This is a genomic window from Streptomyces sp. JNUCC 64 (assembly GCF_054484115.1).
In genome coordinates, this window is the sequence record NZ_CM137015.1 from 5,973,138 (window position 1) to 5,996,781 (window position 23,644).

The 23,644-nt window shown below is 72.2% G+C and carries 22 protein-coding genes and 1 tRNA gene; 13 read left to right on the top strand and 10 right to left on the bottom strand.

Annotated elements, in window-relative coordinates; all coding sequences use genetic code 11:
• Positions 1-564 precede the first annotated feature (564 nt).
• The 5 genes from ACVWNX_RS24695 to ACVWNX_RS24715 all read left to right on the top strand — a co-directional run bounded on the left by ACVWNX_RS24695 (position 565) and on the right by ACVWNX_RS24715 (position 4,587).
• Positions 565-1,023 (top strand): peroxiredoxin, encoded by a 459-nt coding sequence (locus ACVWNX_RS24695; protein WP_454410001.1) that lies wholly within the window; start codon positions 565-567, stop codon positions 1,021-1,023.
• A gap of 114 nt (positions 1,024-1,137) precedes the next feature.
• Complete coding sequence (locus ACVWNX_RS24700; protein ID WP_454410002.1) at positions 1,138-1,713, top strand: TerD family protein; 576 nt, start codon at positions 1,138-1,140, stop codon at positions 1,711-1,713.
• 156 nt (positions 1,714-1,869) lie between these two features.
• Positions 1,870-2,445, top strand: coding sequence for a TerD family protein (locus ACVWNX_RS24705; RefSeq protein WP_454410003.1), 576 nt, complete (start codon positions 1,870-1,872; stop codon positions 2,443-2,445).
• Between the two features lie 75 nt (positions 2,446-2,520).
• Positions 2,521-3,663 (top strand): DUF475 domain-containing protein, encoded by a 1,143-nt coding sequence (locus tag ACVWNX_RS24710; protein WP_454410005.1) that lies wholly within the window; start codon positions 2,521-2,523, stop codon positions 3,661-3,663.
• Positions 3,664-3,849: 186 nt separating this feature from the next.
• Positions 3,850-4,587 carry a TerD family protein gene (locus tag ACVWNX_RS24715; RefSeq protein WP_454410007.1) on the top strand — a complete coding sequence of 246 codons (738 nt, stop codon included), beginning with the start codon at positions 3,850-3,852 and terminating at the stop codon, positions 4,585-4,587.
• Between the two features lie 62 nt (positions 4,588-4,649).
• On the opposite strand, the gene ACVWNX_RS24720 is transcribed toward ACVWNX_RS24715, so the two are convergent.
• Positions 4,650-5,525: a TerD family protein gene (locus ACVWNX_RS24720; RefSeq protein ID WP_454410009.1), complete on the bottom strand. Its 876-nt coding sequence runs from the start codon at positions 5,523-5,525 to the stop codon at positions 4,650-4,652.
• A 216-nt stretch (positions 5,526-5,741) separates the two neighbouring features.
• On the opposite strand from ACVWNX_RS24720, the gene ACVWNX_RS24725 reads away from it, so the two are divergent.
• Genes ACVWNX_RS24725 through ACVWNX_RS24735 form a run of 3 tightly spaced genes read left to right on the top strand, consistent with a single transcriptional unit; the run spans position 5,742 to position 10,533 of the window.
• A complete protein-coding gene (locus ACVWNX_RS24725) occupies positions 5,742-6,908 on the top strand; it encodes an HpcH/HpaI aldolase/citrate lyase family protein (RefSeq protein WP_454410010.1) in 1,167 nt (388 codons plus the stop codon).
• Positions 6,909-6,931: 23 nt separating this feature from the next.
• Complete coding sequence (locus ACVWNX_RS24730; RefSeq protein ID WP_454410012.1) at positions 6,932-9,679, top strand: phosphoribosyltransferase; 2,748 nt, start codon at positions 6,932-6,934, stop codon at positions 9,677-9,679.
• Positions 9,676-10,533 (top strand): HAD family hydrolase, encoded by an 858-nt coding sequence (locus ACVWNX_RS24735; RefSeq protein WP_454410013.1) that lies wholly within the window; start codon positions 9,676-9,678, stop codon positions 10,531-10,533. Before ACVWNX_RS24730 ends, ACVWNX_RS24735 begins: the two co-directional genes overlap by 4 nt.
• On the opposite strand, the gene ACVWNX_RS24740 is transcribed toward ACVWNX_RS24735, so the two are convergent.
• Positions 10,472-11,128, bottom strand: a complete 657-nt coding sequence (locus tag ACVWNX_RS24740) for a DedA family protein (RefSeq protein WP_454410014.1) — start codon at positions 11,126-11,128, stop codon at positions 10,472-10,474. The two genes, ACVWNX_RS24735 and ACVWNX_RS24740, sit on opposite strands and share 62 nt — an antisense overlap.
• Before the next feature lie 132 nt (positions 11,129-11,260).
• Between ACVWNX_RS24740 and ACVWNX_RS24745 the strand changes: the two genes are divergently transcribed.
• Complete coding sequence (locus ACVWNX_RS24745; RefSeq protein ID WP_454410016.1) at positions 11,261-12,412, top strand: sensor histidine kinase; 1,152 nt, start codon at positions 11,261-11,263, stop codon at positions 12,410-12,412.
• Positions 12,403-13,047 (top strand): response regulator transcription factor, encoded by a 645-nt coding sequence (locus tag ACVWNX_RS24750; protein ID WP_454410018.1) that lies wholly within the window; start codon positions 12,403-12,405, stop codon positions 13,045-13,047. Before ACVWNX_RS24745 ends, ACVWNX_RS24750 begins: the two co-directional genes overlap by 10 nt.
• Positions 13,048-13,087: 40 nt before the next feature.
• Here ACVWNX_RS24750 and ACVWNX_RS24755 read toward each other — a convergent pair whose 3' ends face one another.
• The 3 genes from ACVWNX_RS24755 to ACVWNX_RS24765 form a co-directional block, all read right to left on the bottom strand.
• Entirely contained in the window at positions 13,088-13,300 is a 213-nt protein-coding gene (locus ACVWNX_RS24755; protein ID WP_454410019.1) for an FmdB family zinc ribbon protein, read from the bottom strand.
• Positions 13,301-13,401: 101 nt separating this feature from the next.
• Entirely contained in the window at positions 13,402-14,706 is a 1,305-nt protein-coding gene (locus ACVWNX_RS24760; protein ID WP_454410021.1) for a hypothetical protein, read from the bottom strand.
• 386 nt (positions 14,707-15,092) lie between these two features.
• On the bottom strand, positions 15,093-15,890 hold the full coding sequence (locus ACVWNX_RS24765) for a DUF4097 family beta strand repeat-containing protein (RefSeq protein ID WP_454410022.1): 798 nt from the start codon (positions 15,888-15,890) through the stop codon (positions 15,093-15,095).
• 283 nt (positions 15,891-16,173) lie between these two features.
• On the opposite strand from ACVWNX_RS24765, the gene ACVWNX_RS24770 reads away from it, so the two are divergent.
• Positions 16,174-16,245, top strand: a tRNA-Val gene (locus ACVWNX_RS24770).
• 308 nt (positions 16,246-16,553) lie between these two features.
• Here ACVWNX_RS24770 and ACVWNX_RS24775 read toward each other — a convergent pair.
• A complete protein-coding gene (locus ACVWNX_RS24775) occupies positions 16,554-16,892 on the bottom strand; it encodes a hypothetical protein (RefSeq protein ID WP_454410024.1) in 339 nt (112 codons plus the stop codon).
• Positions 16,893-17,032: 140 nt separating this feature from the next.
• Between ACVWNX_RS24775 and ACVWNX_RS24780 the strand changes: the two genes are divergently transcribed.
• A complete protein-coding gene (locus tag ACVWNX_RS24780; RefSeq protein ID WP_454410026.1) occupies positions 17,033-17,293 on the top strand; it encodes a DUF2277 family protein in 261 nt (86 codons plus the stop codon).
• Positions 17,294-17,408: 115 nt separating this feature from the next.
• Here the strand turns inward: ACVWNX_RS24780 and ACVWNX_RS24785 are convergent, their stop codons facing one another.
• The 4 genes from ACVWNX_RS24785 to ACVWNX_RS24800 all read right to left on the bottom strand — a co-directional run bounded on the left by ACVWNX_RS24785 (position 17,409) and on the right by ACVWNX_RS24800 (position 21,796).
• Positions 17,409-18,032, bottom strand: coding sequence for a DedA family protein (locus tag ACVWNX_RS24785; RefSeq protein ID WP_454410027.1), 624 nt, complete (start codon positions 18,030-18,032; stop codon positions 17,409-17,411).
• 444 nt (positions 18,033-18,476) lie between these two features.
• The gene (locus ACVWNX_RS24790; RefSeq protein ID WP_454410028.1) at positions 18,477-18,935 is read right to left on the bottom strand and encodes a DoxX family protein; all 459 of its coding nucleotides are present in this window, start codon (positions 18,933-18,935) and stop codon (positions 18,477-18,479) included.
• A gap of 181 nt (positions 18,936-19,116) precedes the next feature.
• Positions 19,117-20,820 (bottom strand): alkaline phosphatase D family protein, encoded by a 1,704-nt coding sequence (locus ACVWNX_RS24795; protein WP_454410029.1) that lies wholly within the window; start codon positions 20,818-20,820, stop codon positions 19,117-19,119.
• Between the two features lie 277 nt (positions 20,821-21,097).
• The gene (locus tag ACVWNX_RS24800; protein WP_454410031.1) at positions 21,098-21,796 is read right to left on the bottom strand and encodes an HNH endonuclease family protein; all 699 of its coding nucleotides are present in this window, start codon (positions 21,794-21,796) and stop codon (positions 21,098-21,100) included.
• A 758-nt stretch (positions 21,797-22,554) separates the two neighbouring features.
• On the opposite strand from ACVWNX_RS24800, the gene ACVWNX_RS24805 reads away from it, so the two are divergent.
• Positions 22,555-23,136, top strand: coding sequence for a TMEM165/GDT1 family protein (locus tag ACVWNX_RS24805; RefSeq protein WP_454410033.1), 582 nt, complete (start codon positions 22,555-22,557; stop codon positions 23,134-23,136).
• The last annotated feature ends 508 nt before the right edge of the window (positions 23,137-23,644 follow it).

A 23,644-nucleotide genomic window follows, 5' to 3' on the forward strand; every position in this document is an offset into this window, starting at 1 on the left:
TCCGTGGAACGGATGCCCAACCGGCGCCGAGCGTGTCCCCGCCGACCCAGGTCGGCGGGGACACGCGCCGTTTTCCGCCCCCGCGCCGCCCGCGCCCTTTCCGGCGGCCTCCGAGCCCGGTCCGGCCGGACGCGCGGAGCACCCCCGGCCCCCGGAGGCGCGGAGCACTCCCGGAGCCCGTACGGGGCGCCGGAGGCCGGACATCCGTCCCTTTGCCCTCCCCGCACCCCACGAGCCCCCTCGCGCCGCTCCCGTGCCGTCCTTCCCCGCCCCCGCACCACCGGCCCCGAGGGCCCCGGCAGCAGCACCCCCTGGCCTGTTTCCCGCACCACCCGACGCGCGGGCCCGAGCCGCCCGGCGCGCGGGGCCCCGAGCCGCCCGGCGGCTCACCGGCCCCGGGCCGCGCCCGGCGTATCGCGCCCGCGACCGTAGCGCCCGCGTATCGCCCGCGCGCCGCCCCCCGGAGCCGTCCGCCCCGACCCCGTCCCCCGTGCCAGTGGGCGCGCTCCCGCTGCGTAGGGTGTGAGGACCACCCGAACAGCCCCGTGAAGGGAAAGCGTGACCATGGCGATCGAGGTCGGCACCAAGGCTCCGGATTTCGAACTGAAGAACCAGCACGGCCAGACCGTGCGGCTGTCCGACTTCCACGGCGAGAAGAGCGTCGTCCTGCTCTTCTACCCGTTCGCCTTCACCGGCGTCTGCACCGGCGAGTTGTGCGCCCTGCGCGACGAACTGCCGAAGTTCGTCAACGACGACGTCCAGCTGCTGGCGGTCTCCGTCGACTCGCCGTTCAGCCTGCGCGTCTTCGCCGAGCAGGAGGGCCTCGAATACCCGCTCCTCTCGGACTTCTGGCCGCACGGCGAGGCGGCCCGCGCGTACGGCGTCTTCGACGAGGCCAAGGGCTGCGCGGTGCGTGGCACCTTCGTCATCGACAAGGAGGGCGTCGTGCGGTGGACGGTCGTGAACGGCCTTCCGGACGCCCGGGACATCAACGACTACGTCAAGGCCCTCGACACCCTCTGACACATCGGTCCCAACCCCTGCGGAGCGCGGGAACCCCTCACTAGGATCGGAACGTTGATCCGATACCAGAGCACCACGGGGGCTCCCCGCCCCTGAACACCATCGGGAGGACTTGTGGGAGTCAGCCTCAGCAAGGGCGGCAACGTATCGCTGACCAAGGAGGCCCCCGGCCTCACCGCGGTCGTGATCGGTCTGGGCTGGGACGTCCGCACCACCACCGGCACGGACTTCGACCTGGACGCCAGTGCCATCCTGACGAACACGGAGGGCAAGGTCACCAACGACCAGAACTTCGTCTTCTTCAACAACCTGAAGAGCCCCGACGGCTCCGTGGAGCACACCGGTGACAACCTCACCGGTGAGGGCGAGGGCGACGACGAGCAGATCAAGGTGAGCCTGGTGAGCGTCCCCGCGGACGTCGCGCGGATCGTCTTCCCGGTCTCCATCTACGACGCCGAGAGCCGTCAGCAGTCCTTCGGACAGGTCCGCAACGCGTTCATCCGCGTGGTGAACCAGGCGAACAACCAGGAGATCGCCCGTTACGACCTCTCCGAGGACGCCTCCACCGAGACCGCCATGGTCTTCGGCGAGCTGTACCGCCACGGCGCCGAGTGGAAGTTCCGGGCCATCGGCCAGGGCTACGCCTCCGGTCTGCGCGGCATCGCACAGGACTTCGGCGTCAACGTCTGAGTCGTGGTTCACCGTCCGGTGCGGCGACCTGGTGTCGCCGCGCCGGACCGTGCGGGACAACGGCCCCGGCCGGGGCCAGGGGGAGCGCGGAGCGCCACGGGACGTGGCCCGTCGGTCCCCGGATGACGCGGTACCACCTCGGGGAGGATGACGATCATGGGTGTGACGCTGGCCAAGGGGGGCAACGTCTCCCTGTCCAAGGCCGCGCCGGACCTCCGGCAGATCCTGGTCGGCCTGGGCTGGGACGCCCGGTCCACCACGGGGGCCCCGTTCGACCTCGACGCCAGCGCGATGCTGTGCGCCTCGGGCCGGGTCCTCGGTGACGAGTGGTTCGTCTTCTACAACAACCTGACCAGCCCGGACGGTTCCGTGACCCACACCGGTGACAACCTCACGGGTGAGGGCGACGGCGACGACGAGTCCCTGATGGTCGACCTCTCGCTGGTCCCGGCGGGGTGCGACCGCATCGTCTTCCCGGTCTCCATCCATGAGGCGGACGCCCGGGGGCAGGCGTTCGGCCAGGTCAGCAACGCGTTCATCCGGGTCGTCAACCAGGCGGACGGTCAGGAGCTGGCGCGGTACGACCTGTCGGAGGACGCTTCCACCGAAACCGCGATGATCTTCGGCGAGGTCTACCGGTACGGAAACGAATGGAAGTTCCGCGCGGTGGGCCAGGGGTACGCGTCCGGACTGCGGGGCATCGCTCTAGACTTCGGGGTCAATGTGTCATGAAGCTGTGCCCGGTGCGGGGGTGACCTCCTGCCGGACTCCTATCGGGGGGACCCCCGTTACAGGAATGGGTAGCCAGTGATTCTGAAAACCTTCGGCTGGTCGTTCGCCGTCACCGCGCTGGGTCTGGTCGCGGCCGCGCTCTACGGGGGATGGCTCGCCTTCGGGCTCGTGGCGATGCTCTCCATCCTGGAGATCTCGCTCTCCTTCGACAACGCGGTGGTCAACGCCGGAATCCTGAAGAAGATGAACGCGTTCTGGCAGCGCATCTTCCTCACCATCGGAATCCTGATCGCCGTCTTCGGCATGCGGCTGGTCTTCCCGGTGGTCATCGTCGCGGTGAGCGCCGGACTCGGCCCGGTCGAAGCGGTCGACCTCGCGCTCAACGACAAGGAGCGCTACCAGGAACTGGTCACCGACGCCCATGCCTCCATCGCCGCCTTCGGCGGCATGTTCCTGCTCATGATCTTCCTCGACTTCATCTTCGAGGACCGGGACATCAAGTGGCTGCGCTGGATCGAGCGCCCCCTCGCCCGGCTCGGCAAGGTCGAGATGCTGTCGGTGTGCATCGCCCTGATCGTCCTCCTGGTCAGCGCGATCGCCCTCGCCCCCGAGGCCCACCAGTACGGCGGCACCCACGCCGACAAGACGGAGACCGTGCTGCTGTCCGGCATCGCCGGTCTCATCACCTACCTCGTGGTCGGCGGGCTGTCCGGCTTCTTCGAGGGACGGCTGGAGGAGCAGGAGGAACGCGAGCACGAGGCCGAGGAGGCCGCCAAGCGCAGCGGCAAGCCGGTGGTGCTGCTCGCGGGCAAGGCCGCGTTCTTCATGTTCCTCTACCTGGAGGTCCTGGACGCGTCCTTCTCCTTCGACGGGGTCATCGGGGCCTTCGCGATCACCAACGACATCGTGCTCATGGCCCTCGGCCTCGGCATCGGCGCGATGTACGTCCGGTCCATCACGGTCTACCTCGTCCGCCAGGGCACCCTGGACGACTACGTCTACCTGGAGCACGGCGCGCACTACGCGATCGGCGCGCTGGCCGTGATCCTGCTGATCACCATCCGGTACGAGATCCACGAGGCCATCACCGGTCTCGTCGGCGTCGCCCTGATCGCCTGGTCCTTCTGGTCGTCGGTCCGCCGCAACCGGGCCCTGGCGGCGGCCGGGGACGGGGAGAACTCCCCGGGCGGCAAGCCGGAGGTCCCGTCCGGAGTGTGAAACATCCCGACGCGGCCGGTTACCCGAGTGTGACCGGGCCCGTCACGAGGAACGCTCTCAGCGGGGCGGTCAGGGGGACGTGGTTCCCACGGCCGCCCCGCGCCGTACGCGGGCACTCGCCCGCCGTACGCGAGGACACCCCGGACACCAGCACCGGGCAGGGATCATCAGGACATTGGGGGCGGTATGTCCTTCTGGGACACTCTGAGGGGCGGGCGCTCGGCGGACTTCGCGGCCGGGGGCTCGGCGAGCAACTCCATCGAACTCACCAAGCGGAACCCCACGGTCTCCCTCACCAAACAAGGGGCCGTCACCGGAAACCTGCGCGTCAACCTGTCCTGGCGGATGCGCACCTCCGACATCGGAGGACCCGACCGGGGCGGACTGCTGAGCAATCCGCTGCGGATGTTCAAGCCCGAGGCCGTCCAGGCCCACACCCAGAGCATGGTCAACGTCGACCTCGACCTCGGCTGCCTGTACGAACTCGCCGACGGAACCAAGGGCGTCGTCCAGCCCCTCGGCGACTTCTTCGGCGATCTGAACACGGCGCCGTACGTCAAGCTTAGCGGTGACGACCGGTTCGGCTCCGGCTCGGGCGAGACCATCTTCATCAACCTCGACCAGCGCGACGAGATCCGCAGGCTGCTGGTCTTCGTCTACATCTACGACCAGACCCCCGCCTTCGACCGCACCCACGCCGTCGTCACCCTCTACCCGAGCAGCGGCCCCCGCATCGAGATCGGCCTCGACGAACGGGCCCCCGAGGCCCGCTCCTGCGCGGTGTTCTCCCTGGAGAACGCCAAGGGCCAGCTGATTGTCCGGCGCGAGGTCAAGTTCGTGTACGGCTTCCAGTCGGAACTCGACCGCCTGTACGGCTGGGGACTCCAGTGGGGGCGCGGCTACAAGTCCAAGGCCGACCGCTGAACCCCTGCCCCCGGTGCGCCCGCCCCCGGCCCCCGGGAGCCGTGGCCGGGCGCCGGCCCGGATCAGCGGGGCTGGAACTGCGGACCCTGCGGCGGCAGCCGGAAGTCCGGATCGGGACCCATGGCCGCGATCGGCTGGGGGTAGCCGTACGCGGGCTGACGCTCACCGGAGGACGGCTCCGGCGCCGGGTGCGGATAGCCGTAGGCGGGCTGGGGAACCGGCGGGGACGCGGGGGCCGGGGGGTAGCCGTAGCCGGGGGCGGCCGGTTCGTCCCGGCCGGACGGCCGGGACGGATGCGCGGCGGTCGGCTCGGCGGCGTCGTGTGCCGGGGCGGGCGGGGACGGCGGGGGAACGGACGGCGACTCCTCCGGACCCGCTCCGGTGTCCTCCGGCTCCGAGTCGTCCACGGAGATCCCGAAGTCCGTCGCCAGACCCACCAGACCGTTGGAGTAGCCGTCGCCCACGGCCCGGAACTTCCATCCGTCGCCCCGGCGGTACAGCTCACCGCAGATCAACGCGGTCTCGGCGCCCGTCTCGGGCCTGATGTCGAAGTGCGCCAGCGGTTCCTCGTCCGCCGCGCCCGCGTCATGGACCTGGACCCGCAGCGAAGGGACCCGGCCGAACGGCACGTCGTCGGCGGACGCCACCAACAGCACCCGGTCGACCTCCTCGGGGAGCCCCGTCAGATCCGTCTGGATCGTGTCGGTCAGCCACTCCGCGACCCGCTTCTTGCCGAGCCGCCACACCTTGCCCGAAGGGTGCCGGGGCTGGTTGTAGAAGACGAAGTCCGCGTCCGAGCGCACCCGGCCGTCGGACCCGAGCAGCAGTGCCGAGACGTCGACGTCCGGAACGTCCTGCCCCGGAGCCCAGCGCAGCACGGCTCGCACCGCCGTCGCTTCGAGCGGGACGTTCGACCCCTTCAGCATCGCGTGCGTCATACGGTCATCCTGCCCTCCCGGCCACCGGGAGGACAACGTGGGTCGCATACGGTGACGAACGGATCCGGACTCCCCGGCCTCGGGGCGACATGGCCCGGTTACCGGGATTTCATGGGACAAGGGAACCCTTGGCATCGGTTTCTACGTACTATTACCGGCCACATCGTGTCGGATCGCTCCGGCAAACGGACCACTCCGGCAGTCACGGGGAGACTCATGCGTCATTTCGGGCACATAGCCCCACAGGTGCGTCAGCGCATCTTCCACCGGGAGCCGTGCGACTTCACCGCTGACTCCCCGGCCCGTCTGCTCTCCGTCGCCCTGGGGGCCACCCTCTACAGCCCCGCCACCCGGCCCACCCTCGCGGACGACATCCGCAAGCAGGCCGCGCGCGGCGTGGTCTCGATGGTGCTGTGCCTGGAGGACTCGATAGAGGACTCCGAGGTGCCCGGCGCGGAGGAGAACGTGGTCCGGCAGCTCACCGCCCTGGCCACCGGCCCGGCCGGGGATCTGCCCCTCCTCTTCGTCCGCGTGCGCGCCCCGGAGCAGATACCGGACCTCGTCCGGCGACTGGGCGTGGCCGCGCCGCTGCTGTCCGGATTCGTGCTGCCGAAGTTCACCGAGGAACACGGCGTCCCGTTCCTGGAGGCGCTCACCGCCACCGAGGCGGCGCACGGCCGCCGTCTCTTCGCGATGCCGGTCCTGGAGTCGCCGGAACTGCTGTACCTGGAGACCCGCCGCGAGACGCTCGACGGCATCGCCCGGACCGTCGACAAGTACCGCGAACGCGTCCTCGCCCTGCGGCTGGGCGTCACCGACTTCTGCTCCGCGTACGGGCTGCGCCGTCCCCCCGACCTGACCGCCTACGACGTGCAGATCGTGGCGTCCGTGATCGGGGACGTCGTCAACCTCCTCGGCCGGGCCGACGGCACGGGCTTCACCGTCACCGGTCCGGTGTGGGAGTACTTCCGCCTCCAGGAACGGATGTTCAAACCGCAGCTGCGCCGGAGCCCCTTCCTCGCGGGCCGCGCCGACGAACTCCGGCAGGAACTCATCGAGCACGACCTCGACGGACTGCTCCGGGAGATCGAACTCGACCGCGCCAACGGACTCCTCGGCAAGACCTGCATCCATCCGTCGCACGTCCTCCCCGTGCACGCGCTGTCGGTGGTCAGCCACGAGGAGTACAGCGACGCGCGGGACATCCTCCGGCCCGAGCGTGACGGCGGCGGAGTGCTCCGCTCCGCGTACACGAACAAGATGAACGAGGTGAAGCCGCACCGGGCCTGGGCCGAGCGGACCCTGCGGCGCGCCGAGGTGTTCGGCGTGGCGGGCGAGGACGTCGGGTTCGTGGAACTGCTCGCCGCCGGACTCTCCGGCTGATCGCAAGGAACCCCGAGGGAAGCGTGGACGACGTGGTGTGGACGGGTACGTGGGTCGCCCAGCGGCTCGGCATCGAGCTGGTGGAGGCGGCCCCGGACGGGTGGGGACCCGCCGGGCCGCCGGGAGGCGACACGTCCGGACCACCGCCACCGGTGGAACCGACCGGTGGGGACGGGCCCCGGCTGAGGGAACTCCTCGGGCTCGCCCTGCGCCGCAACCCCAAGCGGGCCCACCTCCTGGTGTCCAACGTGCTCGGCAAGCACGTTCCCCAATCGCCCGCGATCGTCCACCAGCACGGGTACGACCTCGGCCGACGGGTCCATGACCTCCTGGGCTCCGAACTGGCCCGCCGGTCCGTGGTCCTCGGCTACGCGGAGACCGCGACCGGACTCGGCCACAGCGTCGCCGACGGCATCGGAGTGGCCCCCTATCTGCACTCCACCCGCCGCCCCGTCGAGGGCGTCGCCCCCGCCGCCGGGTTCGAGGAGTCCCACTCCCACGCCACCAGCCATCTGCTGCTGCCCGAGGACCCCGCGCTGCTCGCGGGCGACGGGCCGCTGGTCCTGGTCGACGACGAGTTCTCCACCGGCAACACCGTCCTCAACACGATCCGCGCCGTCCACGCCCGCTACCCCCGCGACCGTTACGTCATCGTCGCCCTCGTCGACATGCGCGCGCCCTCGGACCGGGTGCGGCTCGACGCCTTCGCCCGGGAGACCGGCGCCCGGATCGACCTCGTGGCCACGGCCTCGGGCACCGTCCGGCTGCCCGAGGACGTCCTGGAGAAGGGCCGTGCCCTCGTCGCCCGTCATGAGCCCGGCCCTGGCCCCCTCTCCGCGCCCGGGACGGGCCCCGGCCCCCTCCCGGCGCTCGGCGCCCCGGAAGCGCCCCACCTGTCTCCCGTGGCATCGGCCCCCGTCGTCAGGGCCGATCTGGGGTGGCCCGGCGGAGTGCCGGACGGCGGCCGCCACGGTTTCACCCCCGCGCACCGGACCCGGCTGGAGTCCGCCCTCCCGGATATGGCCGACCGGCTGGCCGCGTGCCTGTTCCCGGACCCCGGTACGGGGAGCGGCCCGCACACCGGCACGAGGAACGGCACGGGCGACGGCCCCGGCGGTGGCCCCGCCGACGGCACTGGGACCGGCGCGCCGCCCGTGGCCGTTCCCGCTGTCCGCCCCCGGGTGCTCGTCCTCGGCTTCGAGGAGCTGATGTACGCCCCGCTGAGGCTCGCCACCGCGCTCGAAGAACGCGCCGACGCCGACGTCCTCTACTCCACCACCACCCGCTCGCCCGTCCTCGCCGTCGACGACCCCGGCTACGCCATCCGCACCCGACTCGTCTTCCCCTCCCATGACGACCCCGGTGACGGGCCCGGCGACCGCTACGCCTACAACGTCGCCGGAGCGGGGTTCGACGCCGTCGTCCTCGTGGTCGACTCGGTGGCCGACACTCCCGAGCTGCACGCCCCCGGCGGTCTGCTCGCCCAACTGTCCCGGCACACCTCCCGGGTGGTCCTCGCCGTGGTCCCCTCCTACGTCCCGCGCGCCGCTTCCGCCGCGCCTTCCGCACCCGCCGTGTCCGCCGCATCCGTCATGCCCGAAAGGCCCCCCTTGCTTCCCGAGCCCCTGCGTGGCCCCGCCTTCTCCTCGTACGAGCCCGACGACGTCGGCTGGCTGCTCCAGGACCTCTCCTCCGTGACCCTGGAGGCGCCGACCGAGGAGCGGGAGGAGGCGATCCAGTCGGGAGGCGCCCACTACGCGGAGTCCCTGCCGGTGGAGTACCAGCCGAGCCCGGAGTACCAGCGACTGTTCCACAGCGCCCTCGACGCCTCCGCCCTCCGGGTCGCCCATGCCGTGGGGACCGTCACGGACCTCGTCCTCGCCGAACGGTCGCCCCGCCCCGTCCTGGTCTCCCTCGCCCGGGCGGGCACCCCCGTCGGCGTCCTCATGCGGCGCTGGGCCCGGTACCGGTACGGGATCGACCTTCCGCACTACTCCGTGTCCATCGTGCGCGGCCGGGGCGTCGACACCAACGCCCTGCGCTGGATCGCCGCCCATCACGACCCCGCCGACGTCGTCTTCGTGGACGGCTGGACCGGCAAGGGCGCCATCACCCGTGAACTCGTCCACGCGCTCAAGGACTTCCGGGAGAGCACCGGCATCCACGGCTTCAACCCCGAGATCGCCGTCCTCGCCGACCCCGGCTCCTGTGTGCGCACCTACGGCACCCGGGAGGACTACCTGATCCCCTCGGCCTGCCTCAACTCCACCGTCTCCGGGCTCGTCTCCCGTACGGTGCTCCGCCCCGACCTGGTCGGACCCGACGACTACCACGGGGCCAAGCACTACCGGGAACTGGCCGGAGCCGACCTCTCCCATGTCTTCCTCCAGCGGGTCGCCGCCCACTTCCCCGAGGCGGGTGCCACCGTCGACCGCCAGGTCAAGGAGATGCTCGCCAGGGACCGGGTCCCCACCTGGGAGGGCTGGGCGGCCGTCGAGCGGATCAGCGAGCAGTACGGCATCCATGACGTCAACCTGGTGAAGCCCGGTGTCGGCGAGACCACCCGGGTCCTGCTGAGGCGCGTCCCCTGGAAGGTGCTCGCCCGCCAGGGCGCCGGTACCGATCTGGACCACGTCCGGCTCCTCGCCGCCCAGCGGGGTGTGCCCGTCGAGGAGGTCGACGACCTGCCCTACAGCTGCGTCGGGCTGATCCACCCCCGGTACACCCGTGGCGCGACCGGCGCCGACGGCAAGGCGGTGACTGCCCTGTGAGCTCCTCGCCCACCGACCGCGCCGACACGGCCCCGGAGCGGTCCGTCCTCGTCGCCAGCGACCTCGACCGGACCTTGATCTACTCGGCCGCCGCCCTCGGGCTGCGGATGCCCGACGCCGAAGCGCCCCGGCTGCTGTGCGTCGAGGTCTACGAGGGCAAGCCGCTGTCCTACCTCACGGAGACCGCGGCCGGGCTCCTCGCCGAACTGGCCCGCACCACCCACTTCGTGCCCACCACCACCCGCACCGTGGAGCAGTACCGCCGTATCCACCTCCCCGGCCCCGCACCGCGCTACGCGATCTGCGCCAACGGCGGACAGATCCTCGTGGACGGAGAACCCGACCCGGACTGGCAGCGGGCCGTCGTCGACCGGATCGCCACGGAGTGCGCCCCGCTCGACGAGGTCCGCGCCCATCTCAGCCGCACCGCTGACCCGGCCTGGCTCCTCAAGGACCGTGTGGCCGACGGATTCTTCGCCTACCTGGTGGTCGAGCGCGCCCTGCTGCCGGACCAGTGGGTCAAGGACCTGGCGGTCTGGGCCGGGCACCGGGGCTGGACCGTCTCCCTCCAGGGCCGCAAGATCTACGCCGTTCCGCGCCCCCTCACCAAGAGCGCCGCGATGCGGGAGGTCGTCCGGCGCACCGGCGCCACCCGGGTCCTGGCGGCCGGGGACTCCCTCCTCGACGCCGACCTGCTGCTCGCCGCGGACCGGGCCTGGCGGCCGGGCCACGGCGAGCTGGCGGACGAGGGCTGGCTGGCCCCCCGTCTCACGGCCCTCCCGGAGAAGGGCGTCACCGCCGGCGAGAGGATCCTGAGGAGCCTGATCCGCGCCGCTGCCCCGGACCGGGCTTGAACATCCGTATCACGATGAAGACGACCACCGCGCAGACGGCGAGGACGAGGACGACCTTCGAGTACGCCGACACATAGCCCGTCACCTCCGTCCAGTTCTCCCCGAGGAGGTACCCGGCGAGGACGAAGATGGTGTTCCAGATCGCGCTGCCCAGGGTCGTCAGCCCCAGGAAGACCGGGATCGACATCCGTTCGATGCCGGCGGGTATGGAGATCAGGCTGCGGAAGATGGGGATCATCCGCCCGAAGAACACGGCCTTGGTGCCGTGACGGTGGAACCACGCCTCCGTCTTCTCGACGTCCGCCACCTTCACGAGCGGGAGCTTGGCCGCTATCGCGATCATGCGGTCACGGCCGAGGAGCGCGCCGATGCCGTACAGCGCGAGGGCGCCCACGACCGAACCGACGGTGGTCCATATCAGGGCGGCGACGAGGTTCATCTGCCCGGTGCTCGCCGCGAAGCCCGCGAGGGGCAGGATCACCTCGCTGGGGAGGGGAGGGAAGAGGTTCTCCAGCGCGATGGCCAGTCCGGCGCCTGGTGCGCCGAGCTGGTCCATCAGGCCGTTGATCCACTGCGGGGCGCTGCTTTCGATCATGATTCCACCGTAGAAAATCCGAGCTGAATGCACACTGAAGCGGACCGCATGCTTGTGGTGGTGCGTGCCACAACCGAGGAGTGCGGTTTTCCGCAATGTGCCGCCGTCCCCCGGCTGGCTACTGTGAGCGACGTGAACACAGCCGTACGCGGCGGGCTCAGGCTCGTCATCGGACTCCTGCTCGGCGCCGGGACGGCGGTCGCCGAGTTGATCTTCGTGCTGATCGCCGGAACTCTCCTCGTGCCTCTGCGGGCGTGGCCCCGGGGTCAGCACGCGGTGCTACGACCCGTGCGACGGATAGGACGACGGCTCGTGGCGACGGAACGCGCGCGACTCGCGACCTACCAACGGATACGGTTTCCCCCACTGTACGGGGACACCGGCGATGATGATCGCGCGCTGCGGTATCTCGTCGCCCGCTGGCCCCTCGGCTTCCTCGGCGCAGCCGTCCTCGGATGCCTGGCGCTCAGCATCGCCTACACCGCGTTCCTGATGTTCGGCTGGCTGTTCGTGGGTGTGAGACATCCGGAAGACCTGCTGTTCAGCGCAGTGGGAGCGCTCTTCCTGCTGTTTCTGTCAGCGCAGGGAGCCCTCGGTGTCTCCACGCTGGAACGCCGGCTCGCCACCCGTTGCCTCGGCCCCAGCCCCGAGGAGGAACTCCGCAGACGGATCGACGAGCTCTTCGCCAGCCGGGCCGGGGTGGTCGACGCCGTCCACGACGAACGCCGACGGATCGAACGGGATCTCCACGACGGTGTGCAGCAGCGGCTCGTCGCCCTCGGCATGCTGCTGGGCCGTGCCCGGCGCGGCGACGACCCCGCACGGACGAGCGTGCTGCTCCGGCAGGCGCACGAGGAGAGCCAGCGCGCCCTCGTGGACCTGCGCGAGGTCTCCTGGCGGGTCTATCCGGCGGCGCTCGACGAGGCAGGGCTGGAGGCCGCGCTGAGCACGGTCGTGGACCGTACGGAGATACCCGTGATCCTGGGCTACCACGTGCCGCGTCCGTTGCCCAGGGCCGTCGCGGCGGTCGCCTACTTCGTGGTCGCCGAGGCCGTCACCAACACGGTCAAGCACGCGGGCGCGACGAGGATAGTGGTCATGATCGAGGAGGTGGACGGCACGCTGCGGGTACGGATCGAGGACGACGGCAAGGGCGGCGCCGAACCCGGAGGGACCGGCTTGGTGGGTCTGGCCCGGAGGTCCGCCGCACTGGACGGGACGTTCGCCGTGCGGAGCCCCCTTGGCGGACCCACGGTGATCAGTGTGGAGCTGCCGTGCGACTGATGCTCGCGGAGGACTCGACCCTGTTGAGGGAAGGACTGATACGGCTTCTCGGCGAGGAGGGGCATGAGGTCCTGGCGGCGGTCGGGGACGCCGAGGCCCTGCTGGCGGCGATAGCCCGGGAGCGTCCCGACGTCGTCGTGGCCGATGTCCGGATGCCGCCGACCCACACCGACGAAGGGCTCCGCGCGGCGCTGGAGATCCGTGAGCGCTGGCCGGAGGTGGGAGTCCTCGTTCTCTCCCAGTACATCGAGAGGCGCTTCGCCCGGGAGCTGCTCTCCGGCCAGTCGGAAGGGGTGGGCTATCTCCTCAAGGACCGGGTGGCGCAGGTGGACGAGTTCCTCGACGCCTTGGAGCGGGTGGCGAAGGGCCAGGCGGCCTTCGACCCGGAGGTGGTCCGGCAGCTGCTGGGCGGCAGCTCCCACGGTGATCAACTCGCCCGGCTGACCGCTCGGGAGCGTGAGGTCCTGGCGGAGATGGCCCAAGGGCACGGAAACGCGGCGATCGCCGGTCGGCTGCACATCTCGCAGAGCGCGGTCGAGAAACACATCAACGCGATCTTCGAGAAGCTGGAGTTGCCCGGAGGGACCGGTTACTCACGGCGCGTGCTCGCGGTCCTCCGCTATCTGGGGACTTGACGCCCTGCACCCGCCCCCGGGCGAGGGGGCGGGGTACGGGTCAGCCGCAGCCGCCTCCACCACAGCAGCCGCCACCAGCGGCGGGCCGGGGCGCGGGGGCGGAAGCGGTCCCCGCGACGGCGACCGTCGACAGGAGCTTCACCGTGTCGTCGTGGCCTGCGGGACAGTCGGCGGGAGAGGAGGACTCGGCCATGGGGCGGCTCAGTTCGAAGGTGTCGCCGCAGGTTCGGCATCGGTACTCGTAGCGAGGCATGCGATCAGGTTAGCGGCCGTGTCCAGACCGGGCCCCGGACCGGGCTGGACTGTCCGAGGGGAGGGCGAGGAGAGGAGTGAGGAGGGGAGAGGCTCCGTTGGTTAGGCGCTGGTGCCGCGTTCTTCGCGGATACGGGAGACCACGGCGGACACCTGCTGGCGGACTGCCTCGGTCTCGGTCAGGAAGTGCCAGTAGTCGGGGTGTCGTCCCTGAAGGGTCCCGATGGCCCGTTCCAGACGGGCGACGGACTCGTCCAGGGGCCGTGCGTGGCGAGGGTCGGCCGTGTGCCGTCCCGCCATCGCCAGACGCTGGGCGTCGCGGATGGCGAAGCGGGTGCGCTCGATCTCGTGATCGGGGCTCTTGGCGACCGCGTTCAGCCGCTGGAGACGGTTGCCCGCAGCGGAGATCGCCTCGTCGGTGGTGTTGAGGAGGGCACGGACGGTGGAGAGGAGGGAGGTGGCGTCGGGCCAGCGTTGCGCGTCCCGTGCGGTCTGGGCCTCGGCGAGCTTCCGCTCGGCCTGACGGAGGTCGTCGGCGGCCTGCTCGGGAACCTGCTGGAGGTCTTGCCAGCAGGCGGCGGTGAAACGGCGGCGCAGTTCGCTGAGGACGGGTTCCACCTGCTCGGCACGGGTGGTGAGGGCCTGGGCGCGGGTGCGGAGGGAAACCAGACGGCGGTCGGTCTCCGTGGCGCGTTCCGGGAGCCGCTCGGCCTCGGCGCGCACCGTTTCGGCGTCGCGGGCGACCCGCTCGGCGCGCTGGAGGGTCTCGGGCACCCCGTGGCGTCCCGCGCCCTGGTTCAGCTTGGTGAGTTCCGGGGCGAGGGCGGCGAGCCGGGCGGCGAGGTCGTCCGCCTTCAGCCCGGACGCGCGGGTGGCGTCGAGGGCGGTGGTCGCGGCCAGGAGGGACTGGCGGGCGCGTTCGACGGCGGGGGCCAGCCGGGCGAGCTGGGTCTCCGCCTTGTCGAGGAGCGGGCCGAGTCCTTGGGCGAACCGGTCGAGGTCCTTCTTGGCGTCGACGAGCGCGTCGGTGGCGTGGCCCAGTTCGGTGCGTGCCCGGGTGGCGGCGGACGCCTCCAGGTCGTCGCGGTCCAGGTCATGGGCGTCGACGGCGGCGATGTACTGGTGGCTGACGTCGTCGACCCGCTCTCCCAGGGCGGCGAAGTCGGAGACGGCGCGGCGCGCGGCGGGGGAGTCGTCGACGGCGGTGATGGTCTCTATGGAGATCCGGAGGTCGCGCTGGGCGGTGTCCAGTTCGTAGAAGGCGGCGACGGCGGCGTCCTTCGCCGCCTGGGCCTGGGCCCGTTGTCCCTCGGCGCGCCCACCGAACCAGCGTCGGGTGCCGCCGTTGGCGAAGGACGCGAGGACGGCCACGGTGGCGAGGGGGAGGAGGGAGAGGGGCAGGGCCACGGGGAACAGGGCATGGGAGAGGAGGCGCCGGGTGGGGGAGCCGGGCTGACCGTCGTCCCTCCGACCCCTTCGACGGCGGTTGCCGGTCGGGGCGGCCGACCGGGGGCTCCGCTCCGGCCGCGTGGTGACGTCCGCTGGTGCTGGGGGATGGGCAGAGGCCGGGGCCGGGGGCGTCGGTGTGGGGCCGCTGGGGGGTCGCGGTTCTCCAGCGGCCCGTGCCGGGTGCTCCGACGCCGGGTTCCCGAAGGTGTGGGGGGTGGTCGGTGTACGTGGTGCTGTCGGTGTGTACGGCTGTGCTGGTGTCGCCGTCACTTCCCTCTCCCGTGCTGTCGTCCGCCGTGCCCGGTGTCATTGTCCCACCTGGTACGGACGCGCACACGGGACGTTCAGTTCGCGTTCCGCACGGTGACGCTGCCGTCGCGGCTGTGGGCGGAGACCTCGTGGCGGCTGCGGTCGTCGCGGGGCACGGACACCTTGACGCCCCCGTCCTCGCTTCCGGCGGACACCCGGTATCCCGTCGGGGCGTCGCCGCCGTGGGGAAGGTCGACGGTGACGGAACCGTCGTTGCTGCGCGCGGTGACCCGGTCCGGGACGGTGACGAGGGCGAGGTGCAGGGACCCGTCGTCGGTGTGGGCGTCGATCCGGCGGGAGCGCACTCCGCTGGCACGGACGCTGCCGTCGCCGCTGCGCAGGGTGACCGGTCCGCTGACGTCCTCGACGCGGACGGAACCGTCGTCCGTGCGGATGTCGAGGGCGGTACGGAAGTTGGAGGCGCGGACGGAGCCGTCGCCGTTCCGTACGGTGACGGCCGTTCCCCGGGGCACCTCGACGCGGTGCTTGAGGGCGCAGCTGGCGATGAAGCCGGAGCAACTGCGGCGCAGCACCAGCCGGTCGTCTTCCATCCGCCAGCTCACGGAGGGCCGGGAGCCGGCCACCTTGCGGCTCTGGAACCAGCGGGTGACCTCGACCCGGTCGTGGCGGGTGGGGACGAGTTCGAGGCTGGAGTCGTCGGAGTCGATGGTGAGGGTGGTGCCGGACAGGGTGAAGGAACGGTGGTCGGGAGCGGTGTCGTCCTCCGGTTCGGCGCAGCCGGTGACCGTGAGGGCGAGGGCGGCGAGCCCCGCCACGGCGAGCGGGGCCGTGCCGCGTGGACGTGGTCGGCCGGTGTTGTGTGCGGTGGTCATGACGTTCCCCCTGGTGCGTACGGTCCGTTGGGCCGGGCCCGGGCGGCGTCCCGGCGATCCCCGGCGCCGCTGTGGTGTGGCGCTTGTGGTGCTGTCGTGTCGCTCCGGGGCGGGCGGTGGCGGTGGCGGCGCGGGGTTCCGGAGCGTGGTTCGACCGTATGGACGGGCGCTTCGGGTGGCCATCCGGACCGCTACCGGATGGGGAGTGGGGATAACCCCCGGTCCGGGGCACGCGGGGGTGTGGGGGGCCGGACGGAAGCAAGGTAGGCTGTCGACTCATTCCGGGCGCGTAGCTCAGTGGTAGAGCGCTGCCCTTACAAGGCAGATGTCGGCGGTTCGAAACCGTCCGCGCCCACCGGAGTTACTCGTTCGGAGCCCCGGCGGTCCCCTGTAGGCAGGGTGCCGCCGGGGCTTCGGCGTTCTCCGGCACTTCGAAGTGCTTCCGCGCTGGGAGGCGACTCCGGCGCCCGGGTTTCCTCGGTCGGTGCGGCGGTGCGGCGGTGCGGCGGTGCGGCGGTGCGGCGGTGCGGCGGTGCGGCGGTGCGGCGGTGCGGCGGTGCGGCGGTGCGGCGGTGCGGCGGTGCGGCGGTGCGGCGGTGCGGCGGTGCGGCGGTGCGGCGGTGCGGCGGTGCGGCGGTGCGTTCGTGGGTGTGGGGGCTTCGCTCAGGTGGGCGGGGGGAGTTCGTGGGCGCGCTTCAGGGCGGCGCGGGCGTCGGCCTTTTCGGGAGCGGTGACCTCGGTCCAGTAGCGGTGACAGGTCACGAAGACGGCGAGTTCGCGTTCGCGCGCGCGGAGCTTCTCCACCTGGGCCTGTTCGTCGGGGCTCCAGCCGGGGGAGGCGGGGCGTTCGACCCTGCGCCAGCCGGTGTCGTCGGTGAATCCGTCCAGGGGTTCCACGGACCAGGGCAGGCGTTTGAGCAGGCCGATCAGTTCCGTGCGCACCTGGTGGAGTTCCTCCTGTCCGGCCAGCAGGTCACTCGGGAAGTCGTAGGTCGCAGCCACGCCGTAATGGTACGCCTGTTCGATTTTGCGCGGCGAGTTCTGCCCGGGCGGGGAAGGGGAAGGGCCCCAGGCCGGGAAGGCGGGCGCGGGGTCGGGGCGCGGGCCTGGAACCGTCGTGGGTGGCGAGGGACACTGGGGGCATGTGCCGCAGCATCAAGACGCTCCGCCCGCCCGTCATCCCCGAAGAGGCCACCGAGGAGGAGATCCGGGCCGCCGCGTTGCAGTACGTGCGGAAGGTGTCCGGCTTCCGGGCCCCGGCGGCCCACAACCGCGCGGTGTTCGACGCGGCCGTCGACGCCGTCGCGGCGGCCACCGCCGAACTGCTCGCCGGGCTGGAGGTCCGGGGGTCGGGCGGTGGCAGGGCCCGAGTGGCCGCCGGGGCCGAAGCGCGGGCGTCCTGAGTGAGGTCCGGGAAACGGTGTCCGGAGGGCGCGGCGGGGCGATGCCCGACCCGTCCCTGGGGTCGTGGCGGGGCGTGGTTCGGCCCGTCCGTGGCGGTCGTGGCGGGGCGGTGGTTCAGCCCGCGGTCGTCGGGGCGGGGCGCCGCATGAGGTAGGCCGCGCCCGCGCCCGCGCCGACGAGGGCCAGCACGGACACCCCGGCCGCCAGCCAGGTCGCGCCGAGCCACTGGGCGCCGACGTATCCGAGCCCCACGCTGTAGGCGGCCCAGGTGATGCCCGCCAGCGCCGACCAGGGCAGGAAGTCGCGGCTGCGCCGCTGGGCCGCGCCCGCGCCGAGCGAGACGAGCGAGCGGCCCGCCGGGGCGAACCGGGCGATCACCACCAGGGCGCCGCCGCCGCGTGCCAGCGCGGCGCCGAGCCGGGCCTGCGCGGAGGTCAGCCGACGGGAGCGGGCGATGGCGCGGTCGAACCGCGCCCCGCCGCGCCGGGCCAGCCGGTACGCGCAGAAGTCGCCGAGGACCGAGGCGGTCGCGGCGCACAGGATCAGCGCCAGGATGTCCGGCACGTCGTGCGGCACCTGGCCGGTGGCGGCTCCGGTGCCCGCCGCGGCGGCGGTGGCCGCCGTGATCACGAGGACCCCGCTGGGCAGCATCGGCAGGAACACGTCGAAGAGCACCGAGGTGGCCACGACGACATAGATCCATGGGCTCCCGGTCAGCGGGCCCACACTCTCCAGCACCGAATCTCCCCCGGGTCGGCATCGCGATGCCGCGGTGTCGCGTGGTGCGGCAGGGGCGGCGCTAGGTGACAGCCATACAGCGTACGCGGAGATTCGTGTCTGTGATCCACCGGGGGCTCAAATGATCGGGTCAATTCCTCTACCTGCGCGGACTTCCCCCATCCCTACGATGACCAGGCAAAATGGTGAGCGGGTGGGTGTGGTGCAAATCCCATGATCGTGGGACGGAACGGCCCCTGGGTCCTTCGGGTAGCGCGTCCTGATCCCGCTGGGGCCGGACGGTCGCGGGAGGTCCGTCGGCCGCTCGTGATCGACCCGTGCGGCACGGCGCGCGTCCGTGGGCGTCCCTGGAACCAACGGATCCGGCCGGTTGGGGACCGGCCGGATCTCGTCGTGGAGCGTGGGGGAGGGAGTGGGAACGGGTCCCCGGGGGTGCGTGTCCGGTCAGGCCGAGGTGGTGGCGGGCCGCTTGGCTGCGGGCTCGCGCTCCTCGTCGTTCCGTGACCGGGAGGAGAACAGCCGGTCGAGACCGAAGGCCCCGGAACCGGTGAACACCAGCAGCAGGAAGGCCCAGCAGAACATCGCCGACGCCTCGCCGCCGTTCTGGAGCGGCCACAGCGTCTCGGGCTGGTGGACCTTGAAGTAGGCGTACGCCATCGAACCGGAGGATATGAACGCGGCGGCGCGGGTACCGAGGCCGATCATGACCAGCCCGCCGCCGACGAGCTGGATGACCGCGGCGTACCAGCCGGGCCAGGTGCCCGCCTCGACGGTGCCGCCGCCGTGGGCGCCGCCCAGGACTCCGAAGAGGGAGGCGGCGCCGTGGCAGGCGAAGAGCAGGCCGATGACGATGCGGAACAGGCCAAGGGCGTAGGGCTGGGCGCTGTTGAGGCGTCCGGTCATGTGGGGGCTCCTTCGGCGTAGTGGTGGGGGTACGTACCGAGTGAAGCCACGTTAGGTTGACCTCCGCTTTACTTGCAAGTTCAACATCTGGCCAAGTATCGCCCTACGCGCGTGGTTGTCCCCGTAAGTGACGTCACCTCATCGGGCGTCGTTCCGTCCTGGATTGATGCGGAAAGTTCGCTCAGGAGGTGAGACGGGACTCCCAGGTCGTCTCCAGCCGGACCGTTCCGGACCCCTCGCGGCCGTTCGCCCTGGCTCGTTCGAGTCGTAGCCGGGACTCCCGGCCGCGCAACGTCAGCGTCATCAGCTGGTTGCCGAACCACGGGCCGCCCCGCCGGGCCCACCGCAGTTCCCGGCGACCGGTCCGGCCGTGGCGGGCGAGCACGCGTCCCAGCGCCCGGGCGAACGGGTTCCAGCCGAGGCGGAAGGCCCAGCGCAGGTGCGCGGGGAGGGAGTTGTGGAACGGGGAGCAGGTCAGTTGCACGACCCGTGCGGAGGGTTCGGCGCCGTCCTCCGGCCAGCGGACGGGTTCGGCCAGGTAGGCGTGGTGGACGTCACCGGACAGGACGTAGACCGAGGCGGGGGCCGACGGGCCCGAACCGGCCTCGGCGATCAGCGCGCCCAGTGCCGTGAACGACTCCGGGAAGGCCGCCCAGTGTTCGAGGTCGAACCTGCGGCGCAGCCCCTCGCCGATCCCGGCCCACCGCTCGCCCCGCTCTCCCCGGCACAGCGCCGCGTTCCACGTCTCGCCGTCGTGGACCAGCGGCGGCAGCAGCCACGGCAGGGAGGTGCCGATCAGCAGGTGGTCGTAGCTCCCCGGGGCGTCCAGGGCCTGTTGCCGCAGCCACGCCGCCTCGCCGGGGGCGAGCATGGCGCGCCGCTCCTCGTCCAGGACGCGGGCGGCCCGGGTGTCGGTCATCAGCACCCGCACCCGGCCGAAGTCCCGCCGGTAGCTCCAGCGCGCGCCCGCCGGACCGGCGTCCGCCGCGACGGCGAAGTCCCGTAGCGCGCCGGTGCCGTCGGGGGCGGCCCGCACCGTCGCGAACAGTTCGTCGGCGTCGAGTTCGCCGGGGCTGAGGTTGCCGAGGTGCTGGTACACCCAGTACGACATCAGCCCGCCGAGGACGCGTTCGCGCCACCACGGGGTCGCTCTGACCTCCGCGAGCCAGGAGGCGCTGGTGTTCCAGTCGTCGATGACGTCGTGGTCGTCGAAGACCATGCAGGACGGGACGGTGGAGAGCAGCCAGCGCACCTCGGGGTCCAGCCACGACTCGTCGTAGAGCCGGGTGTACTCCTCGTAGTCCGCGACCTGGTCGCCGGGCGGTTCGCCGAGGTCGCGGCGGGCGGCGAGCCAGCGGCGGGTCGCCGGGGAGGTCTCGTCCGCGTACACCTGGTCGCCCAGCAGGAGCAGCACGTCGGGGCGTTCGGCGTCCGGGTCGGCGGCCAGCCGGGCGGCGAGGGCGGCCAGCGCGTCGGGTTCCGTCCGGCCCGGTTCCGCCGCGGACCCGGCGGCCCAGCGGCAGGAGCCGAACGCCACCCGGACGGGGGCCTCCCCGGCCCCGGCCCCGTCTCCGGCGCCGGGCCCGGACGCGCGGGCGAGGGTCCTGATCGTCGGGGGCGGCAGCCGTGGGGACGTGGTGCCGGCCGGGGGCCAGACTGGGGCGCCGTCCAGCAGGACCTCGTACTCCGTGGTCGTGCCGGGGGTCAGCCCGCGCACCGTCACCAGCGCGTAGTGGTGGTCCGCGATCCGGAACGTGCCGGTCGACCCGACCGACCCGTCGGCGCAGCGCACCTCCACCGCGCGGGCGCGGTCCGTCTCGACCCACACGGTCGCCGCCGTGTCGTCGACGTACCTCAGCAGTGGTCCCAGGCGCAGTGCCGTCACGGTGATCACCCTCCTCGTCCGTCCGTCCATCGGTCCGCCCGTACGGTACGGAAGGCGGGTGGGGGAGGGGAGCGGTTCCGTCCGGTGCCACGCTGGTGCTCGGTGCTCGGTGCTCGGTGCTCGGTGCTCGGTGCTCGGTGCTCGGTGCTCGGTGCTCGGTGCTCGGTGCTCGGTGCGGGTGCGGGTGCGGGTGCGGGTGCGGGTGCCGTTCGCCGTTCCGGTGCCGTCCGCCGCCCGGGGGAGCGGGCGGCGGACGACGGGTGGTGGCCGACCGGGTTCAGCAGGCGGCGAGGACGTTCTGGAGCACGGACTTCTCGGCCGCGTCCACGTCGAGGGCGTAGTGCTTCTTCACCTGCACCCACATCCGCGCGTACACGCAGTGGTACGACGCGCTCGGCGGCAGCCACTCGGCGGGGTCCTTGTCGCCCTTGGCCTGGTTGACGTTGTCGGTGACCGCGATCAGCTGGGGGCGGACCAGGTCGTTGGCGAAGCCCTTGCGGGCGTTGTTGGTCCAGCCGTCGGCCCCCGACCGCCATGCCTCGGAGAGCGGGACGACGTGGTCGATGTCGAGGTCGGAGGCGACGGTCCAGACGGCGTCGTCGTAGGCGGAGAACCAGGTGCCGGAGACGGCGGCGCAGCTCGCGTTCTGGACGACGTCGGTGCCGTCCCGGTCCAGGACGACCTCACGGGTGTTGCAGGTGCCCGACACGGTGCTCCAGTGCGGGAACTTGCTCCGGCTGTAACCGGCCGAGGAGCCCTCGGGCGCCACGGTGAGCTGGGAGAGGTAGAGGCGGGCGGTGGCGGCGTTGACCGGGGTGGGCGGCGCGGCGTGGGCGGGCGGTCCGGTGAGGGCGGCGACGGCGGACAGTCCGGTCGCCAGCGCGGTGACGGCGCTCCACCGGCGGGCGCGGGACCGGCCGCGCGTCGTCGGCGCGTCGTCGGCGGAGGGCTGGTGGGTGGTGTGGCCACGGGGCATGGGGGCTCCCTGAGCGTCGTGGGGGGAGTGCAGGACGGGCCGGACGGGGTGGACGGCCCGGCCAGGCTGGCGCCCGGAGGTTTCCGGAAGACGTGCGCCAGGTAACAGGGTTGCGGCATGGGCACGTCACATCAAGGGATGTAACGGAGGATCATGTTCCGGATGGGGGTGAAGAGTTGTGAACCGTCCCGGAACGTGCGGGATGTGCGCGCGCTCCCGCACGTCGCTGTGGACCGGCGTGCGCTGCTTGCCGCTCCCCGTGCGCGTCCCTGTGACGGGTCCGTGTCCGTGTCGGGTCCGCGCCCGTTTCGTGCCGGGTGCCGGGTGCCGGGTGCCGGGTGCCGGGTGCCGGGTGCCGGGTGCCGGGTGCCGGGTGCCGGGTGCCGGGTGCCGGGTGCCGGGTGCCGGGTGGCTCGGCGCGTCGGCGCGTCGGCGCGTCGGCGGGTCGGTGGTCGGGGTGGCTCGGCGGGGCGGGGGTGCGCGGTGCGTCGTGCGTCGGCGGGCCGAGGTGGTCCGGAGGCGGTCCCGGGGGCTCGCGTACCATGGGGGCAGCAGAAGGGGAGTAGCTCTTCGCCGGACCGTCGACATACTGCTCAGCTCGTCTGAGCCGGCGCCCGGAGGCGGGGTCCCACGGGGCCCGGCCAGCGAGACCTTCGGCCAGCAGTGTTCACGCGCACCCCGTGCGCGTGCCGAGCGCTGCCGTGCCGAGGTGTCGACGCAGTGACTCTCGGTGGGGTGGCCCGACCGATTGAGGAACCTTGATCAGCATCAGCGTGACGGCGCTCGCCTTCGGCGTCGTCTTCCTGGCCGAGCTGCCGGACAAGACCGCGCTCGCCGGACTCGTCCTCGGAACGCGCTATCGCGCCTCGTACGTGTTCGCCGGGGTCGCCGCCGCCTTCACCGTCCACGTGGTGCTCGCCGTCGCGGCCGGGAGCGTGTTGACCCTGCTGCCCGAGCGGCTGCTGAGCGCTCTCACCGGTGTGCTGTTCCTGGGTGGCGCGGCGGTCCTCGCGCTCCGCAAGGACGACGGGGAGGAGGAGATCCGTCAGCCGGAGGACCAGAGCTTCTGGAAGGTGTCGGGCGCCGGGTTCATGCTCATCCTGGTCGCGGAGTTCGGTGACCTCACCCAGATCATGACCGCCAACCTCGCCGCCCGCTACGACGACCCGCTCTCCGTCGGCCTCGGGGCCGTGCTCGCGCTGTGGGCCGTGGCCGGGCTCGGGATCGTGGGCGGCAAGGCGCTGATGAAGCGGGTGCCGCTGCGGCTGATCACCAGGATCGCCGCGCTGCTGATGCTGGGCCTCGGGCTGTGGAGCCTCTACGAGGCGGTCGCGGGCTGAGTCCGCGCCGGATGGTCCGGGGCGGATGGTCCGGGGCGGTCCGGTGTTCCGGACGGGTGGGTCGGGGCGCCCGGGCCGGGAGGGGCGGAAGGGGCGGGAGCGGGGTCGGTTACCGCTGGATGGTGGCATCTCGGCCATTTGTTTTGTACCGTGTTTGAACAAAGTGGTTCCCGCTCGCCCACCCTGACCAGCGGGCGGGGCCACCTTGCCCTCCGGCCCGGCTGTTCCGGTCGTCTTCGCCCGGTCCGCCGGACCGGCCCGCAGCCCGGTTCGCCCGACCGGCCCCGTCCGGCCCGTCCGGTTCACCGGCCCGATCCGCCGCCCGTCCAGCCAAGCCCGCCCGGCCACCGGCCGCCCGGTCTCCGCCGTCCGACGGTCCTCCCGGCCGCCCGGACCGTCCCGTGATCCGCCGTCCCGCCCGTCCCGGCACCGGCCTCCGGCCGTTCCGCCGAGCGGGCGCCCGTCGCCCGGTCCTTCCCGTCGGCGGGGACCTGAGGGCGGCCACCGG